At 59.8% G+C, this 17,210-nt stretch carries 15 protein-coding genes; 8 read left to right on the top strand and 7 right to left on the bottom strand.

Features of this window, described 5'->3' with window-relative positions; all coding sequences use genetic code 11:
- Positions 1-23: 23 nt before the first annotated feature.
- From D5067_RS11480 to D5067_RS11455, 6 genes are all read right to left on the bottom strand, one after another.
- Complete coding sequence (locus D5067_RS11480; RefSeq protein ID WP_119936633.1) at positions 24-1,430, bottom strand: sucrose-6-phosphate hydrolase; 1,407 nt, start codon at positions 1,428-1,430, stop codon at positions 24-26.
- Positions 1,430-2,800 (bottom strand): sucrose-specific PTS transporter subunit IIBC, encoded by a 1,371-nt coding sequence (locus D5067_RS11475; protein WP_119936632.1) that lies wholly within the window; start codon positions 2,798-2,800, stop codon positions 1,430-1,432. The genes D5067_RS11480 and D5067_RS11475 overlap by 1 nt, the downstream gene beginning before the upstream one ends.
- A 67-nt stretch (positions 2,801-2,867) precedes the next feature.
- Complete coding sequence (locus D5067_RS11470; protein WP_119936631.1) at positions 2,868-4,385, bottom strand: carbohydrate porin; 1,518 nt, start codon at positions 4,383-4,385, stop codon at positions 2,868-2,870.
- Between the two features lie 172 nt (positions 4,386-4,557).
- The gene (gene cscK, locus D5067_RS11465; protein WP_119936630.1) at positions 4,558-5,460 is read right to left on the bottom strand and encodes a fructokinase; all 903 of its coding nucleotides are present in this window, start codon (positions 5,458-5,460) and stop codon (positions 4,558-4,560) included.
- Positions 5,461-5,538: 78 nt separating this feature from the next.
- Complete coding sequence (locus D5067_RS11460; RefSeq protein WP_119936629.1) at positions 5,539-6,750, bottom strand: diguanylate phosphodiesterase; 1,212 nt, start codon at positions 6,748-6,750, stop codon at positions 5,539-5,541.
- Between the two features lie 74 nt (positions 6,751-6,824).
- Positions 6,825-8,327 carry an alpha/beta hydrolase gene (locus tag D5067_RS11455; protein WP_119936628.1) on the bottom strand — a complete coding sequence of 501 codons (1,503 nt, stop codon included), beginning with the start codon at positions 8,325-8,327 and terminating at the stop codon, positions 6,825-6,827.
- A 266-nt stretch (positions 8,328-8,593) separates the two neighbouring features.
- Between D5067_RS11455 and D5067_RS11450 the strand changes: the two genes are divergently transcribed.
- Genes D5067_RS11450 through D5067_RS11415 form a run of 8 tightly spaced genes read left to right on the top strand, consistent with a single transcriptional unit; the run spans position 8,594 to position 16,404 of the window.
- Complete coding sequence (locus D5067_RS11450) at positions 8,594-9,448, top strand: MurR/RpiR family transcriptional regulator (RefSeq protein ID WP_119936627.1); 855 nt, start codon at positions 8,594-8,596, stop codon at positions 9,446-9,448.
- 12 nt (positions 9,449-9,460) lie between these two features.
- Positions 9,461-10,036 carry a D-alanyl-D-alanine dipeptidase gene (ddpX, locus tag D5067_RS11445; protein WP_119936626.1) on the top strand — a complete coding sequence of 192 codons (576 nt, stop codon included), beginning with the start codon at positions 9,461-9,463 and terminating at the stop codon, positions 10,034-10,036.
- A 15-nt stretch (positions 10,037-10,051) separates the two neighbouring features.
- Entirely contained in the window at positions 10,052-11,584 is a 1,533-nt protein-coding gene (locus D5067_RS11440; RefSeq protein ID WP_119936625.1) for an ABC transporter substrate-binding protein, read from the top strand.
- 22 nt (positions 11,585-11,606) lie between these two features.
- Positions 11,607-12,629: an ABC transporter permease gene (locus D5067_RS11435; protein ID WP_119936624.1), complete on the top strand. Its 1,023-nt coding sequence runs from the start codon at positions 11,607-11,609 to the stop codon at positions 12,627-12,629.
- A complete protein-coding gene (gene ddpC, locus D5067_RS11430) occupies positions 12,626-13,519 on the top strand; it encodes a D,D-dipeptide ABC transporter permease (protein ID WP_119936623.1) in 894 nt (297 codons plus the stop codon). Before D5067_RS11435 ends, ddpC begins: the two co-directional genes overlap by 4 nt.
- On the top strand, positions 13,519-14,505 hold the full coding sequence (locus D5067_RS11425; RefSeq protein ID WP_119936743.1) for an ABC transporter ATP-binding protein: 987 nt from the start codon (positions 13,519-13,521) through the stop codon (positions 14,503-14,505). Before ddpC ends, D5067_RS11425 begins: the two co-directional genes overlap by 1 nt.
- On the top strand, positions 14,498-15,427 hold the full coding sequence (locus tag D5067_RS11420; protein WP_119936622.1) for an oligopeptide/dipeptide ABC transporter ATP-binding protein: 930 nt from the start codon (positions 14,498-14,500) through the stop codon (positions 15,425-15,427). Before D5067_RS11425 ends, D5067_RS11420 begins: the two co-directional genes overlap by 8 nt.
- The gene (locus tag D5067_RS11415; RefSeq protein WP_119936621.1) at positions 15,427-16,404 is read left to right on the top strand and encodes a mannuronate-specific alginate lyase; all 978 of its coding nucleotides are present in this window, start codon (positions 15,427-15,429) and stop codon (positions 16,402-16,404) included. Before D5067_RS11420 ends, D5067_RS11415 begins: the two co-directional genes overlap by 1 nt.
- Here the strand turns inward: D5067_RS11415 and D5067_RS11410 are convergent.
- Positions 16,401-17,150, bottom strand: coding sequence for an SDR family NAD(P)-dependent oxidoreductase (locus tag D5067_RS11410; protein WP_119936620.1), 750 nt, complete (start codon positions 17,148-17,150; stop codon positions 16,401-16,403). The two genes, D5067_RS11415 and D5067_RS11410, sit on opposite strands and share 4 nt — an antisense overlap.
- Positions 17,151-17,210 lie beyond the last annotated feature (60 nt).

Below are 17,210 nucleotides of genomic sequence, written 5' to 3'. Positions count from 1 at the left end.
GTTCGATCCGGCTGCCAAAACCTCTATTCTATCATGCAGCTGCGCAGCGACCAGTAGCGTAATGTGATATTGGACGCACCTTCGAAACGTATCTGCGCGGGAGCGTCAGGAAAATAGCGGCTGCTCATCACCCCTTCACCCTCGTTAATGAAAATTTCCACGCTGGAGCGGTCGCAAAGAACGCGTAAATGGCGCACGTCTCCCAGCCAGTAGCGGGTCAGCGTTTCGCCCGTTTGCAGACTGGCGCGCTCCAGACGAACTCCGTTCTTTTCAACGATGAGGCGCAGCGCGCCGGCGAAATCTACCGTTACGCACGGGGCGATAAGCTCAAACTCAAGCCGCGCCGCATTCAGAATGGGCGCATCGCTGGCGTAACCCTGCCACTGACGTTCGGCCTCTCGCAGCCGTTGCAGCTCGCGGACGGGTGTTTGCCACAGCCTGCCGTCGCGATACCGCAGCTCTCGCGGGCAGGTCATCTGATGGATCCAGCCCTGCGCACGCGTTGGCTGGAGCATCTCCTCTCCGTCCGGTACGCCCATCCAGCCGATCAGGATCCGTCTCCCGTCTTCTGCAAGCGCCGTTTGCGGGGCATAGAATTCAAACCCCGCGTCCAGCTCGCGAAGCGCGCCGTGCTCAAACGTGGCCCGTTCATAGTCAAACGCCCCGCTCATCCAGGCCGCCGGATAGGTGTTCAGGTAGCGATGCGGCTCGCGCGCCAGCCCCTGCGGACAACAGATCAGAACATGCGTCCCATCGAGCGCAAACAGGTCAGGACACTCCCACATGTACCCGGCATCCTCAAGGCCATTAAGGCCCTGTCCGGCAATCTCCCCGCAGGGCTGCCAGCTGTGCAGGTCTTCGGAGCGAAACAGCAGCACTTTGCCGCGCTGCTGCCAGTCCTGCGCCCCGAGCACCATGTACCACATGCCCTCATGCTGCCAGACTTTCGGGTCGCGAACGTGCCCGGTATAGCCTTCAGGCAGCGCCAGCACCGGACCGCATTTTTTGAAGCTTCCGTCCTCCTGCTCCTCGGCCAGACACTGCCAGGCGGTGCGGCTGCCGTCGTCGAACTTTACGTTGCCGGTATAGCACAGCGTCAGCACGCCGCGGTTGTCCACGGCGCTGCCGGAGTAACACCCGTTGCGGTCATACTCTTCGTCCGGCATCAGGGCCAGCGGCTCGTGATGCCAGTGAACCAGGTCATCCGAACGCCAGTGTCCCCAGCATTTGTAGCGATGATCGCAGCCCAGCGGATTCCACTGGTAAAACAGATGGTAGCGCCCGGCAAAGAAGATAAAACCGTTGGGATCGTTCATCAGCCCCGTCACGGGCGCCAGGTGCCACTGCGGATAATGGCTGTCCGCCAGCGCGCGCGGCTGGCCTTTCATGACGGCCTGCAGCACGGCAGGCCAGCGCGAGGGTAGCGTCATTATTCAGAGTCCGTTTTATATTTCAGCAGCAGGGAGACGGTAAAGGCGACGCCGAAGGCAATCACCATACCGATAATATAGTTAAGCAGCGAGCTGGCCTGTACGATCGCCATTCCGGGGATAGCGGTCAGCCCGACGGCGGTCATATACACGTGGACCGATACCACCCAGGCCCCGCCCGCCGCGCCGCCGATCAGCGCAGCGATAAACGGTTTCACAAAGCGCAGGTTGATACCGAATATCGCCGCTTCGGTGATACCCAGCATGGCGGAAAATGCCGACGGTAAGGTAATGGCCTTGATCTTCACATCCTTCGTTTTAAACCATACCGCAAGACACGCGCCGCCCTGCGCGACGTTCGCCATTGCCCAAATCGGCAGCAGGAAGTTGACCCCAATCGACGGATTCCCCAGCAAACCGGCTTCGATGGCGTGGAAGCTGTGGTGTATCCCGGTGATCACAATCACCGAATACAGGCCGCCAAACAACAGCCCGGCCAGCCAGCCCGCGTGTGCAATCAGCGTGCTCAGGATGAACGAGATGCCGTCGCCCAGCGCGCGTCCGGCGGGGCCGATGATCAGCAGCGCAATAAAGCCGGAAATAATGACGGTGAGAAACGGCGTCAAAATCAGATCTAACGCATCCGGGATAACCCGACGCAGATTTTTTTCCACAATGCTCATAAACCAGACGGCCAGCAGCACGGGAAATACGGTGCCCTGGTAGCCAATCATAGCGATCTCAAACCCGAAAAAGTTCATGGTGTGGAAGCCGGACGCCACGCCCCAGGCGTTGGTCAGCGCCGGGTGGGTTAAAATCCCGCCCAGCGTTGCGCCCAGATAGGGGTTGCCGCCAAATTCACGCGCGGCGGTGAAGCCAATCAGGATCGGCAGGATGATAAACGCCGCCGAGCTGCACATATCCAGCATGATGTAGAGCGCGTTGTCCGCATTGACCCAGCCGTAAGTTTTCACCATGCCCAGCAGGCCCATCAGCAAACCGGACGCCACAATGGCAGGAATGATCGGCACAAAGATGTTAGACAGCAGGCGCGCAGCGCGCTGGAACGGGTTGAGCTTGCGCGCCGCAATATCAGCCGCTTCGGATTTGCTGGATTCGCCGATCCCGGCTTCCTGAATAAACGCGGCATACACCTTATTCACCACGCCCGTGCCAAAGATCACCTGCATCTGGCCCGCGTTATGAAAACACCCTTTCACGCCGTCAACCTTGCCGATAGCCTCGCGATCGGCGAGCGCATCATCGACCAGCACCAGACGCAGCCGCGTTGCGCAGTGCGCGGCGCTGGCGATGTTTTCCTTGCCGCCGAGCAGCGGGATGAGCTCGCGGGCAATGTTATTAAAATCCATAGATACCTCTGCCTGACGTCATTTTTATGATATTCGAAACGCCCCCGCGGCGCGGGAGCGTGGAGGGCTAGAACCAGGTCTCCATCTGAACCCCAAAGTTCCATTCCCCGCCCGCGTTGAAGCCGCTGCTGCCAAAGGCATCATCGCTGGCGTAGTTATCCAGTTTGCTGCTCCAGTCCATCCAGGTCGCGAACAGGCGCAATTCCGGACGGCTGAAGAAATCGCCGATCTTGCCTGCCTTAAGCGTCGGGGCAAAGGTCAGCTTGTAGAAGCTGCCGTTTACCGCACTGCGATCCTTGTAGCCTTCCGGATTTAAATCCATGTACTGGTAGCTGCCCTCAAACGCGAGCGCGAAATTCTGCGTGACCTCTTTTATCAGGCGGGTGTTGAGCGTAACCCACTCATAGCTGTCGCCTTTGACGTAACGATCTTTACTGCTCTGTGCCAGCACCGCCGGCGCGATATGCCATCCGCCGCCGAGCGGCGTGACGCCGTAACTTGCAAAGCGCCAGGTATCGGCATCAGACAGCAGCGCACCATCAGAACCGATGCTTTTCACCTCTGCCCCCAGCCCGTGGCCATAGAGCAGCGCCGTTTTGGCCGATCCTTCGCGCAGGCCGTAGAAGCTTTCGTTATGCAGGCCGACAAGGGCATGTACGCCGTTATTGGCCGCGTCGGTTTTCACCGGATCGCCGTTACCGTCCTTACGGTCGTCATTATCTTTTGCCCGCAGGCCGCTTACCATCACCTGCACCGGCCCGGCGAAATGGTTCATGCTGAGGATATAGTTCTGAACGTTGTTGTCGATCTCCTCCTCGCTGCCGAAGTTACGCCCGTAAATCGAGAAGTTACTGCGCAGCGCGTCGTTCCACTTCACGTCATAGACGCCGCCGCCGGTACCGGCGAGGAACACCACGTCGGAGTCCAGCCAGTGAATGTCAAAGTTGTCGCGGTCAAAACGTTTACCCGCCCAGAAGGTGCTGCCCTTCAGCGCCCCGCTGAAATCGGGCAAATTGCCCAGTTCCGCAAACGCCTGGCGAATGTTGAGGTCGCTGCTGTCGGCAGACCAGTCGTTATAGGTTTTCTGTCCGTCGGCAAGCATCGCTTTGAAGCGCGTAGTCGCACCGTTGTCCAGCGTCTGCTTGTGCTCCACGTTCAGCTCAACGTAGGTATCCGCTTCATTGCCGAGACGCCCAATCGCCCCGCCGGTTTCCCCCGCTGGCGTCAGGTAAGGGCCGCTTTTGCTGCTCGACGCCGCATCGTTCATCAGCAGGCCCGAGCGGGCGTAGCCGTGGAACTCAAACCCGCTGCTCAGATCGGCTTTCTTTTCCAGTACGGCGGTACGTTGTGCCACCTCCTGCGCTGAGGTCTGCGCCTGCTGCTGGGCTGCCACCAGCTGCTGCGTTTTTTGTTCCGCCACCGTTGCGCGCTTTTCAGCAACCTGCGCGCGGGTTTCCGCGTCCTGCAACCGCTGCTCCAGCGCCGCGAGGCGAGATTCAATACTTGTCATATCCGTTTGGGCGAAAACAGAGGTACTGCCGGCCAGCATGCCTATCATCACGGCAAGTCTGCGTTTTTTATACATTTTGTCGCATCCCTAAAAGAGGTGTTTGATCGTTGCTAAATTGCTAAACCGGTTTAGGTTGATGATACTAAACCTGAGGATTTTGGATCGGCAACATTTTTTGCTAAACCGTTTTAGTAAGTGTGATCGGGGCGACAATTCAGGCCGCCGGGCGGCGGCCGTTGAGAGGGAATTACAGCTCGTGATGGTAAGGCAGCGCGGTCATGGCGCCTTTCGCCGTGGTGGCGAGCGCGCCGCAGCGCTGCGCTAAGGCAAGGATCGGGGCAATGTCGGTTACGGCTGTACCCGCCCCGGCCAGGCCGAACAAAAGCCCTGCGACGAAGGCGTCTCCGGCGCCGGTTGTATCAACGCAGGTGACCGGCGCAGCGGGATAGTGAATCGTCTTGCCCTCATGCCAGGCCGTGACCCCCTCTTTCCCCTGCGTGACCAGCACCAGGCCGGCAGTACAGGTGCGCATGAGCGCCGACAGCCCCTCCTCAACAAACGCATTGCCCGTCAGGAACGCCAGTTCTTCAACGGAGAGTTTCACCACGTCCGCACGGGCTAACGCCTGCTCGAGGCATCGGCGCAGCTCGACGTCATCGTTCCAGAGATCGGCGCGGATATTCGGGTCAAAACTGACGAAGCCACCGGCCTTTTTTATGTCCGCCATCGCCTGCAGCGCCGCGGAACGGCTGGGTTCAGCGCTCAGCGCAATCGAACAGACGTGCAGCCACTCGCCGGCCTGAAATGGCGGGAGATCGCCAGGCTCCAGGAACAAATCGGCACTCGGACGAACCATAAAGGTGAACGACCGCTCGCCCTGTTCGTCCAGGTCAACCACCACGGTCGACGTGCGATGCGCCGGGTCGCGCCGCATCCACTGCACGTCAACCTGCTCGCTGGCTAGCGTTTTTTGCATGAACCGTCCGAAAGGATCGTCGCCTACCCGGCCAATAAACGCGCTGTTACCGCCCAGACGGGCAATGCCTACCGCGACGTTGGCCGGCGCGCCGCCGGGGCACTGCAGCAGCCTACCTTCGCCATCCGGCAGGAGATCCACTACCGCATCCCCAAGCACCCAGATTCTCTCCATGTCATCTCCTTAGCTAAACTGTGTTAAACCGTTTTAGCTATTTAAGCACAGGCGCGATGAAGGGGAAACAGAATTGCGCTAACGCGCCAGATGGGGCCAGCTAATATCGCCCACGCCGTTGAGCTGCGGTCGGGCAAACAGGAAGCCCTGGAAGCGGCGAATTCCGGCTGACTCAAGCCAGCACCACTCCTCCATCTTCTCAATGCCTTCCGCCACAAGGGTGATTTCAAGATCGGTACAGCAGCTCACAATCGACTTCACAATCGCCTGTTTTGGGCCGCTCAGATGGATGTTGCTGACGATTTCGCGATCGATCTTAATTTTATCCGGCTGGAATTTTGTCAGAAGAGAAAGCCCCGCGTACCCGGAACCGAAATCATCGATCGCCAGACCAATGCCTTCGGCGCGCAGCTGTTTGATGGCGCTATTAAACTTGTTGAAGCCGGAAATCATCTCGTTTTCGGTCACTTCAACCACCACCTGCTCCGGCTGAAGGCCGTGTTTCTTGATCTGCGTGACAAGAAACTCCACTGCGCCAGGCACGTTGACCAGTGACATCGGCAGCAAATTCACCGCAATCTTATGCCCCCCAATACCCAGCTTTTCGGCAAGCGCAAAGGCGTAGGCCTTGGTCTGGAGATCCACTTCGTAGATCTTGTTCTGGTCGAGCGTATTGAAGAAATGCTCCGGGCTGCCGCCGTCGTTGCCGCGAATCAGGGCTTCGAGCGAGCTGATTTTGCCTTCGGAAGGTTCGACTATCGGCTGGAAGGCGAACTGACAGGCCTGATCGGGGATTAGCCCTATTCTCTCGCCAAACGGCAAATGCTCACGCGTGAGCGTCCATTTATCCGCGTCAATGCGTATACCTGTCAGCGAGGTGTTCTTTCCGGTGATAAACGACTGAATAAATTTAAACACCCGATCGTCAGACGTGAGGTAGCTTTCAAGCTTGCTGTAGTGAAGGACCGACTGAAGCACCTCTTTTGGCGAAGTGACTTCCAGATCAAACAACAACATACCCACGTTCTCAAAACGTCTGCGGGGGCCGTAGTCACGCATCAGCTCAACCACGCCCGTGTGGCGTTTATCTTCGCGGATCTTATTGAAAAGTTTTACCACGCTCTCTTCCGCGCCTTCGAGAATTTGTAAAACCTCGTGGCCATTAGAAAGCAGTATGCCGGTAATGTTTAACCCCGTATTGCGGATCCTGGCCCGCTCGACCAGCGCAGCTAGCTGCGCGGATCGGCAGGATGCATTTAACTGGCTTCGATATATGAGTGTAGTCAGCACAGAAAGAGATCCCGATGTGAGGCATACGCCTATAAGCTATGCCTTAGCATACGTCAACGGGACCGATTAATATATCAATCCCGCAAATGATTCGCCGCGTGGCTCTCTGCGTCAATCCGCCCGTTTATTCGCTCGACCATATAGCCGTAAAAGGGGTTCGACGTGACGCGCATCAAGGCCTCTTTTCCCACGCTCAGCACGGAGGTTTCCCCCCACAGCGCAATCGTGCCGAGGCTGATGCCGTAACGGTTTTTTATCTGAGGATCTCGGCCATACAGGTCGTCATCAGGTGGAAAAGGCACGGCGACGTGCGATAACGAATAGACGTCCTGCGGGTAGGCGACCTCAAGCGACAGGATCTTTTCCTGCGTGGAATCTGCAGGGGTTATTTTCGCGACGGTCTCGAAACCGTCTGCCCGGGCGTTGGTAATCACGGTCACGCCGTAGCGCCGCTGCGCTGCGGGCAGCAGATCGGTGAGCGCCGTCCACGACGAGGGTTTAAACAGCGGGCGGAAACTGGCGGCCTGATTGATATCAAACACCACCAGTTCGCTGCCGTTTTTCGGGAGCTGGTCAAAAAGCTCGGTCACCACCGCCCGCGTGCTGACGGTCGAATCCATCACCGACTGGAACGCCAGTACCGGAGGCAGCGCGGCGAGTTTGTTCTCCCGCGCGTCCCGGCTAAGCTGCTGCTGCAGCGCCTGCGTGAGTAGCCAGGACTGGCGCGCCGCATTGACCGGGAACGAGTTATATTTGTAAGGATTATATTCCGGAGCAATGTTCAGCCACGCGGCTTTGGCAAACGCCGGTAAAATGGCGGGCAGCCCGGCAAAGCCGGCAAAGCGAGCGAACGCGGTAACACCCACCATCGGAGAGAGCAGCACCAGCTGCTGAGGCTTGCGAAGCGTCGGAGAGTCGAGCGCGTCAAGGGCATATTTCAGCGCCAGCGCCCCGCCGTTGGAATAGCCCACCAGATGCAGGGGAACCTCGTCTCCCGCCAGACGGGTGGCTTCGCGCACGGCCAGGCGCGTCGCCGCCTGCCACATCTCCCAGTCAACATTCGTGAGCGCGCCTGGCGCGGTCCCGTGTCCCGGCAGCCGGGGAACCACGGCGACAAATCCCTTCTGCTGATAATCACGCGCGATATGCTTAACGCTGTAAGGCGAATCCGTTAGCCCGTGCAGCAGCACCACGGCCCCGCGCGGCGTTCCTTCCGGCATCAGTACAAACGAACGGTTAGCGTCGGGTGAGAATTTCCCCGGCCACACCAGGCTCTGGCGGTAGTACCGGTTCAGCGGCGTACGCTCATCCCCTGCCGTCTTTGCCGTTACCGCCGCGTCCATATCGCTGAAGATGGCGTTCTCGCGGGCGACGTATTGCGCATAGCTCGCGCGATCCATCTCCTGCACGGTCAGCTCGTCCGCGCGCCAGGTGTGCCAGAGATGCAGTTCCGGGCCCTGCTGGGAGAGATAAACCCGCACCGCAAGCAGCACGAACAGAATAATCCCCAACACCATTGCGATTTTCTTTGCCAGAACGATGACGCGCACGCTGACGCGCCAGGGCCAATTCGCCATGCCGATATCCCTTTCTTATTCACATTGCTTACAGCTTAACAAAAATGTGAAGGCACTGGCGTATTCATCAAATATCCCTGCACAGCCTTAGACAGTGCACCAAAAGTGAACCAGGCTGCACAAATGTTGATCATCAGTTAAATAAATATTGCATTAACTTTGCCGCGCAGCGGGTTTAGCCCGCTCTGCCAACATGGCACGCGTCCTGCATTGTTAATCACATAACAGAAATCCGGCATTTGACAGCCAGTTAACAGCGAGGCGGTATGACATCACAACCCGAAATGTTGCGGCGTATCGAAGCGACGTTCAGCCAGCTCACGCCCACTGAAAAACGCGTGGCGAGCTGGATGCTGGCGCATGCCGGGCAGATCCCCTTCGAGACGGCAGAAAGCGTGGCGCTGGCAACCGGCACCAGCGGGATTACGGTCGGGCGATTCCTGCGCAGGCTGGGATACCGCAATCTTGACGATGCCAAGAAAAGCCTACGCGATCCGTATCAGCCCTGGGGCATGAACGACCGCCTTGATTCCTGGCAACAGCAGCAGCCGTTGTCAGGCCGCGTTCAGCACTCCCTATCGCTGGAGGTGGAGGCGATTACGGATGTTTATCAGCTGGCGCAAAGCGACATATTTCGACGGGTTGTCCATCGGCTGACGCATGCGGATGCCGTCTTCGTGCTCGGTATTCAGTCAACGCGCGGCATAGCCAACGCGTTCTTCAGCCATCTTGAATATCTGCGCCCTCGCGTCAGCTACTCCGAAGGGCTGTCCGGGAGCTGGGTAGAGTCGCTGAACTCCGGTTTTGCGCATCCCTATGTCGTTCTGACGGATACCCGCGCGTACTCCGCCATTGCCCGCCAGTACTGCCGGGTGGCGACGGAGAAAGGGGTTCAAATGGCGCTGATCACCGATATCTGGTGTCCATGGGCGCGGGATTACCCCCTTGATTTATTACAGGTTAAAACCGATACCGGCCATTTCTGGGATTCGCTGGCCCCGGTGAGCTGCCTGTTCAACCTGCTGCTGTCGGGCGTAGTTGAAGCATTGGGCGATGCCCTGCCTGACCGCCTGGCGGTAAACCGACAACTACAGCAAGAGTTTGGTCAATTCGAACGCTAAAGGAGCGCAGCTATGCCCGATGAGAGTGAACTGATAGACGTGGCAAAAACCTTTCCCACGCTGCATATCGACCTCAAATACGCCACCGCTGACAACATCACCGGTCGGCCAATTTATCAGGAGGCCCGGTGTCTGCTGCATACCGATGCCGCTACCGCGCTGGCGAAAGCCATCGGCATCGCAACGCTGGCAGGCCTGAAGCTGGTGGTGTACGACGCCTATCGCCCGCAGCAGGCGCAGGCGCAGCTCTGGGACGCCTGCCCGAACCCGGAATACGTGGTCGACGTGGCCATCGGCTCCAATCACAGCCGCGGGACCGCCATCGACGTGACGCTGATGGATGACGACAACAACGTGCTGGATATGGGGGCCGGGTTTGATGAAATGCACGATCGCTCTCATCCCTACCATCCCTCCGTTCCTCCCCATGCCCAGCGTAACCGCCTGCTGCTCAACGCCATTATGTTTGGCGGGGGCTTTGTGGGGATCGGCAGCGAATGGTGGCATTTCGAACTGCCCCAGGCGGCGAGCTACCCCCTTCTTGACGATCGTTTCGACTGTTTTCCCCTGACGCACACGTCCCTTTAACTCTGGAGCACTGCCATGAAAACAACGCTTCTTACGTCCCTGATTGCCGCCACGCTGGCGCTGAGCGCCCCGGCTGCGCTGGCTGCCGTCCCGAAAGACATGCTGGCGATCGGCAAAGCGGCAGATCCGCAAACGCTCGACCCGGCGGTAACCATCGATAACAACGACTGGACGGTGACCTACCCGTCCTATCAGCGTCTGGTGAAGTACAAGCCGGGCACCACCGAGGTCGAGGGGGATTTGTCGACGGGCTGGAAAGCGTCCGAAGACCAGAAGGAGTGGACCTTTACCCTGACGGATAACGCAACATTCTCCGACGGCACCCCGGTCACCGCCGAGGCGGTCAAGCTCTCGTTTGAGCGCCTGCTGAAAATCGGCCAGGGGCCGTCGGAAGCGTTTCCGAAAGATCTCAGGATTGAGGCGGTGGATGACCGCACGGTGAAATTTACCCTCAGCCAGCCGTTTGCCCCCTTCCTTTACACGCTGGCGAACGACGGCGCCTCCATCATTAACCCGGCGGTGCTGAAGGCCAACGCCGCCGACGATGCGCGCGGCTATCTGGCACAGCATACCGCCGGTTCCGGGCCGTTTATGCTGAAAAGCTGGCAAAAGGGGCAACAGCTGGTGCTGGTGCCTAACCCGCACTGGCCGGGCGACAAGCCGCACTTCAAGCGCGTTACGGTAAAAATCATCGGCGAGAGCGCGTCGCGGCGCCTGCAGCTTTCTCGTGGGGATCTGGACATTGCCGATTCTCTGCCGGTGGATCAGCTTTCCGCCCTGAAGCAGGAAGGCAAGGTGGCAGTTGCAGAATACCCCTCCCTGCGCGTGACCTACCTGTACCTCAACAACGGCAAAGCGCCGATGAATCAGGTCGATTTGCGCCGCGCGGTCTCCTGGGCGACGGACTATGAGGGCATGGTGAAAGGCATACTCAGCGGCAACGGCAAGCAGATGCGCGGCCCGATCCCGGACGGCATGTGGGGCTTCGATGCCAGCGCAATGCAGTACAGCTACGATGAGGCCAAAGCCAAAGCGGCGCTGGAGAAGGTCAAAGATAAACCGGCCAGCCTGACCTTCCTCTACTCCGACAACGATCCTAACTGGGAGCCCATCGCCCTTTCCACCCAGGCCAGCCTCGGCAAGCTCGGCATTAGCGTCAAGCTGGAAAAACTGGCGAACGCCACCATGCGCGACCGGGTAGGTAAAGGCGATTACGACATCGCCATCGGTAACTGGAGCCCGGACTTTGCCGATCCGTACATGTTCATGAACTACTGGTTTGAGTCGGACAAAAAAGGCCTGCCGGGTAACCGCGCGTTCTATGAAAACAGCGATGTCGATGCCCTGCTGCGGGCGGCGCTGAAAACCACCGATCAGACGGAGCGCACGAAGGATTATCAGCAGGCTCAGAAAGTGGTAATCGACGAGGCGGCCTACGTTTATCTGTTCCAGAAAAACTACCAGCTGGCGATGAACAAAGAGGTCAAAGGCTTCACCTTTAACCCCATGCTCGAGCAGGTGTTCAACATCGCGACCATGAGTAAATAATGATTTCGCCGGGGGAAAGCGTATGACGTTCTGGAGCATTGTGCGCCAGCGCTGCTGGGGGTTATTCCTGGTAGTGGCAGGTGTCTGTATCATTACTTTTATTATTTCACACATGATCCCCGGCGATCCGGCGCGTCTTTTAGCCGGCGACCGCGCCAGCGATGAAATTGTGCAGAGCATCCGCCAGCAGCTGGGGCTGGATCAGCCGCTCTATGTTCAGTTTGGCCGCTACGTTGAGGCGCTTGCCCACGGTGATTTTGGAACCTCTATCCGCACCGGTCGTCCGGTTGCGGAAGATTTGAAGGCCTTTTTCCCCGCGACGCTCGAGCTGGCGTTTTGCTCCCTGCTGCTGGCGCTGGTGATTGGCGTTCCGCTGGGCATACTGTCGGCGGTCTACCGCAACCGCTGGCTCGATCACCTGGTCCGGCTCATGGCGATGACCGGGATCTCCACGCCTGCCTTCTGGCTGGGGCTGGGGGTCATCGTCCTGTTCTACGGGCAGCTGCAGATCCTGCCGGGCGGCGGCAGGCTGGACGACTGGCTCGACCCACCCGCCCACGTTACCGGCTTTTATATGGTTGATGCCCTGCTGGAAGGCAACGGCGAGGTCTTCTTTAACGCCGTGCAGCACCTGATTTTACCCTCGCTAACGCTGGCGTTTGTGCATCTTGGCATTGTCGCGCGTCAGGTACGCTCGGCGATGCTGGAGCAGCTCAGCGAGGACTACATCCGCACCGCCCGCGCCAGCGGCCTGCCGGGCTGGTATATCGTCCTGCGCTACGCCCTGCCGAACGCGATGATCCCCTCGATTACCGTTCTCGGGCTGGCGCTGGGCGACCTCCTCTACGGCGCGGTACTGACCGAGACCGTTTTCGCCTGGCCGGGAATGGGCGCCTGGGTGGTGACCTCTATTCAGGCACTCGATTTTCCTGCCGTCATGGGCTTTGCGGTGGTGGTTTCGCTGGCCTACGTGTTTGTTAACCTGGTGGTCGATCTGCTGTATCTGTGGATTGACCCGCGAATCGGGCGCGGAGGTGCCGAATGATGCTGACTCAGGAAACGCCCGTCCCCGAAAAGACCGAAAAACCGCGCATCGACTGGGCAAAGCTGTTCTGGATGCTGCGCAAGAGCCCGCTCACGCTGGTTGGCGGCGTTATTATGATCCTGATGCTGCTGCTGATGGTCACTTCGCCGTGGATCGTCCCGCACGACCCAAACGCGCTGGATCTGACCGCCCGGCTGCAGGCGCCTTCCGCTCAGCACTGGTTTGGCACCGATGAGGTCGGGCGCGATCTGTTTAGCCGGGTGCTGGTCGGCAGCCAGCAGTCCATCACCGCCGGGCTGGCGGTAGTGGCGATTGCAGGCGGGATCGGTTCGCTGCTGGGGTGTCTGTCCGGCGTGCTGGGCGGGCGCGGTGACGCCATGATTATGCGGATAATGGACATTATGCTCTCTATCCCCTCGCTGGTACTGACCATGGCGCTGGCGGCCGCGCTGGGCCCGAGCCTGTTCAACGCCATGCTGGCAATTGCCATTGTGCGCATCCCCTTTTACGTCCGCCTGGCGCGTGGGCAAACGCTGGTGGTGCGTCAGTTTACCTACGTGCAGGCCGCGCGCACCTTTGGCGCCTCGCGGTGGCATTTGATCAGCTGGCACATCCTGCGCAACGCCCTGCCGCCGCTGATTGTGCAGGCCTCGCTGGATATCGGCAGCGCCATATTAATGGCCGCCACGCTGGGGTTTATCGGCCTCGGCGCCCAGCAGCCCACCGCAGAATGGGGCGCGATGGTCGCTGTCGGACGCAACTACGTGCTTGACCAGTGGTGGTACTGCGCCTTCCCCGGCGCGGCCATCCTCATCACCGCCGTCGGTTTTAACTTATTTGGTGACGGCATCCGCGACCTGCTGGACCCGAAATCAGGGGGAAGACAATGATGAGTGATTCGGTATTAACCATTGAAGATTTACACCTGAGCTTCCCGATTTATCGCGGTGACGTCCACGCGCTCAACCACGTTTCGCTGGAGATTAAGCGGGGCGAAATTGTCGGCGTGGTGGGCGAATCCGGCTCGGGGAAGTCAGTCACGGCGATGCTGGCCATGCGCCTGCTGCCGGAAGGAAGCTACCGGGTTCACCACGGGCAGGTCACGCTGCTGGGTGAAGACGTGCTGAACGCCACGGAGAAACAGCTCCGCCAGTGGCGAGGCGCAAAAGTGGCGATGATTTTTCAGGAGCCGATGACGGCGCTTAACCCTACGCGGCGCATCGGTAAGCAGATGGTTGAGGTGATCCGCCAGCACCAGCCGCTCTCCCGCCGGGACGCGCAGCAAAAGGCCATTAGCCTGCTGGAGGAGATGCAGATCCCGGACGCGGCAGAGGTGATGGATCGCTATCCGTTTGAGCTTTCCGGCGGGATGCGCCAGCGGGTGATGATCGCTCTCGCGTTCTCCTGCGAGCCAGAGCTGATTATTGCGGATGAACCAACGACGGCGCTGGACGTGACCGTGCAGCTACAGGTCCTGCGTTTGCTTAAGCATAAAGCCCGCGCCAGCGGGACGTCGGTGCTGTTTATCAGCCACGATATGGCGGTTGTTTCACAGCTTTGCGACCGGATGTACGTGATGTACGCGGGAAGCGTGATTGAAAGCGGCAGCACGCAGACCCTGATCCACCATCCGGTTCATCCCTATTCCATCGGCCTGCTGCAGTGCGCGCCGGAAAACGGCGAGCCGCGCGCCGCGCTGCCGGCTATTCCCGGTACGGTGCCCAACCTCAGCCAGCTTCCGCGCGGCTGCGCCTTTCGCGAACGCTGCTTCGCTGCGGGTGCGAAATGCGGTGAAACGCCGCGATTAATGCCCAACGGTGCGGACGGCCAACGGGCCGCCTGCTGGTATCCACAACGGGAGGAACACCATGTCTGATGTCCTGCTGGAACTCGATAGCGTGCACGTGAATTTTCCCGCGCGCAAAAACTGGCTGGGCCGCGTAACGGAACAGGTTCACGCCCTCAACGGAATGGACCTGCAGATCCGCCGGGGTGAAACGCTGGGCATTGTGGGGGAATCCGGCTGCGGAAAAAGCACGCTGGCGCAGCTGCTAATGGGGATGCTCAAACCGAGCGCCGGGGCCTGCCAGCGAACGCAGCATGCAGGCGGGATGCAGATGGTGTTTCAGGATCCGCTCTCCTCGCTTGACCCGCGCCTGCCGGTCTGGCGGATTATCACCGAGCCGGTATGGGTACAAAAACGCAGCGGTGAGCGCGAGCGCCGCCGGCTCGCGGAAAGCCTGGCGCAGCTTGTCGGGATCCGCCCGGAGTATCTCGACCGCCTGCCGCACGCGTTTTCCGGCGGCCAGCGCCAGCGCATTGCCATCGCCCGGGCGCTGTCGTCTGACCCGGACATCATCGTGCTGGATGAACCGACCAGCGCGCTGGATATCTCCGTGCAGGCGCAGATCCTCAACCTGCTGGTGACGCTCCAGCAGCAGCGCAACCTCACCTACGTGCTGATCTCCCACAACGTCTCGGTGGTGAGGCACATGAGCGATCGCGTGGCGGTGATGTATCTCGGTCAGATTGTTGAGCTGGGCACCGCCGCCCAGGTTCTGGTTCAGCCGCGCCATCCTTACACGCAGCTCTTGCTCGATTCCGTTCCCAGAACCGGCCAGCCGCTGGATGAGGGGCTGGCGCTGCGCAAAACGGATCTGCCGGGGAACAGACGCCTGCCCGCCGGCTGTTTTTTCCGCGACCGCTGCCCGCTGGCAGGACAGGGGTGCGAGATCCCGCAGGTGCTACAGCACACGGCCGATGGACGCGACGTTCGCTGCTGGCGTAAAGTCGGCTGATGCGCATTTTATTGATCCTGCTGTGCTCACCGGCGCTGGCCTGTGCGGCACAGCTTGTGCCTCCCGCAGGATTTACCCGGGCCCTCCCGCACACCGAACGGGGAAGGTGCGTTAACCTGCCTGCGCCTTACACCGCTTCCCTCGAGTTTCACAGCAAATATGAGGGTTCGGACAGCGCCCGCGCCACGCTTAATCCTGAAGCGGAGCAGGCTTATCGCGCAGAAACGAAATCGATAACCGACTTTGAACGCGGCATCTCGCAGATGATCTGGCGATATAAGCGAAGCGGCGATCCCCTGACGTTGAGGTGCATTGTGTCAGGCTATCAGCGCTGGGCCGACGCGAACGCCCTCTCCTCCACGCAGGCTAACCATACCGGGCGTTCGATGCGCAAATGGGCGCTTGCCAAGCTGGCAACCGGCTGGCTGGAGCTGAAGTTTATGCCCGGAAAACCGGCCGGCGAGGCGGCGAGCGTCGAACGCTGGCTCGGGCTGCTGGCCGAGCAGGTGGTCAAAGACTGGGACGGGCTGCCGCTGGCAGAAACCAATAACCACAGCTATTGGGCGGCCTGGTCGGTGATGGCGACGTCCGTGGCGCTTAACCGGCGAGATCTGTTTAACTGGTCGGTGAAAGAGTATCGGATTGCTGCCGGACAGATTGGCCACGACGGCACGCTACCGAACGAGCGCAAGCGGCGCGAGCGCGCCGTGGCCTATCATAATTATGCGCTACAGCCTTTAGTGATGATGGCGAGCTTTGCCCAGGCTAACCGCGTTAACCTGTTAGCCGAACACGACCGGGCCTTGCAGAGGCTTGCCTCGTACGTATTGCGCCACGATAATCACGATCTTCAGTGGCTGGCGCCGTACTGCACGCTGGTGAAATGTGACAACGTCACGATATCGATGCGGGATGCGCAGCGTCCGCTGAAAGACCGCCGCCTTGGCGGCGATCTCACGGCGCTATACCCGCCTTAGATTTGGGCCATGCCACCATCAACAAACAGTTCGACGGCATTGATAAAGCTGGCGGCATCCGAGGCCAGGAACGCCACCGCTTTACCCACTTCGCCCGGCGCCCCAAGGCGACCCAGCGGCACCTGCGCGGCCAGCGCATCGTACAGCCCCTGACGATGTTCTTCCGCCACCAGGTCACCCAGCCCCGGGGTTTTGATCGGGCCAGGGCTCACCACGTTGACGCGGATCCCACGCCCCTGCAGGTCCAGCGCCCATGAGCGGGCGAAGTTGCGCACGGCCGCTTTACTGGCGCTGTACACGCTAAAGTTTGCCGTGCCCTTAACCGACACCGTTGACCCGGTGAGGATGATGGATGACCCGGCCGTCAGCAGCGGCAGCGCCTTTTGTACCGTAAACAGCACGCCGCGCACGTTGGTGCCGAAGATACGGTCAAACTGCTCCTCGGTGATCGCGCCTAACGGCAGCATGTCGCCGCCGCCCGCGTTGGCAAAGAGAATATCAAGCCGCCCTTCGTCTTTGGCTATGCGGGCATAAACCTCATCGAGGTCCGCAAGCTTAGAAACATCGGCGCGGATCGCCACCGCTGATGAGCCAATTGCCGAGACCGCAGCGTCAAGCTCGGCCTGACGGCGGCCGGTGATGTAGACCTTAGCGCCCTGTGCCGCCAGCTCCTGCGCCGTGGCAAGACCAATACCGGTGCTACCGCCGGTGACCAGTGCGATTTTTCCCGTGAGCGTCGTGTTCATGTTGTTTACCTTGTGTAGAGGGTTTTAGGCTGCGAGCGACCTTTCGCCTGCGTTGAACAG

The organism is Enterobacter huaxiensis (assembly GCF_003594935.2).
Classification (GTDB): domain Bacteria; phylum Pseudomonadota; class Gammaproteobacteria; order Enterobacterales; family Enterobacteriaceae; genus Enterobacter; species Enterobacter huaxiensis.
Note: the sequence above shows the minus strand (reverse complement) of the source record. Positions and strands in the feature narration are given on the sequence as shown.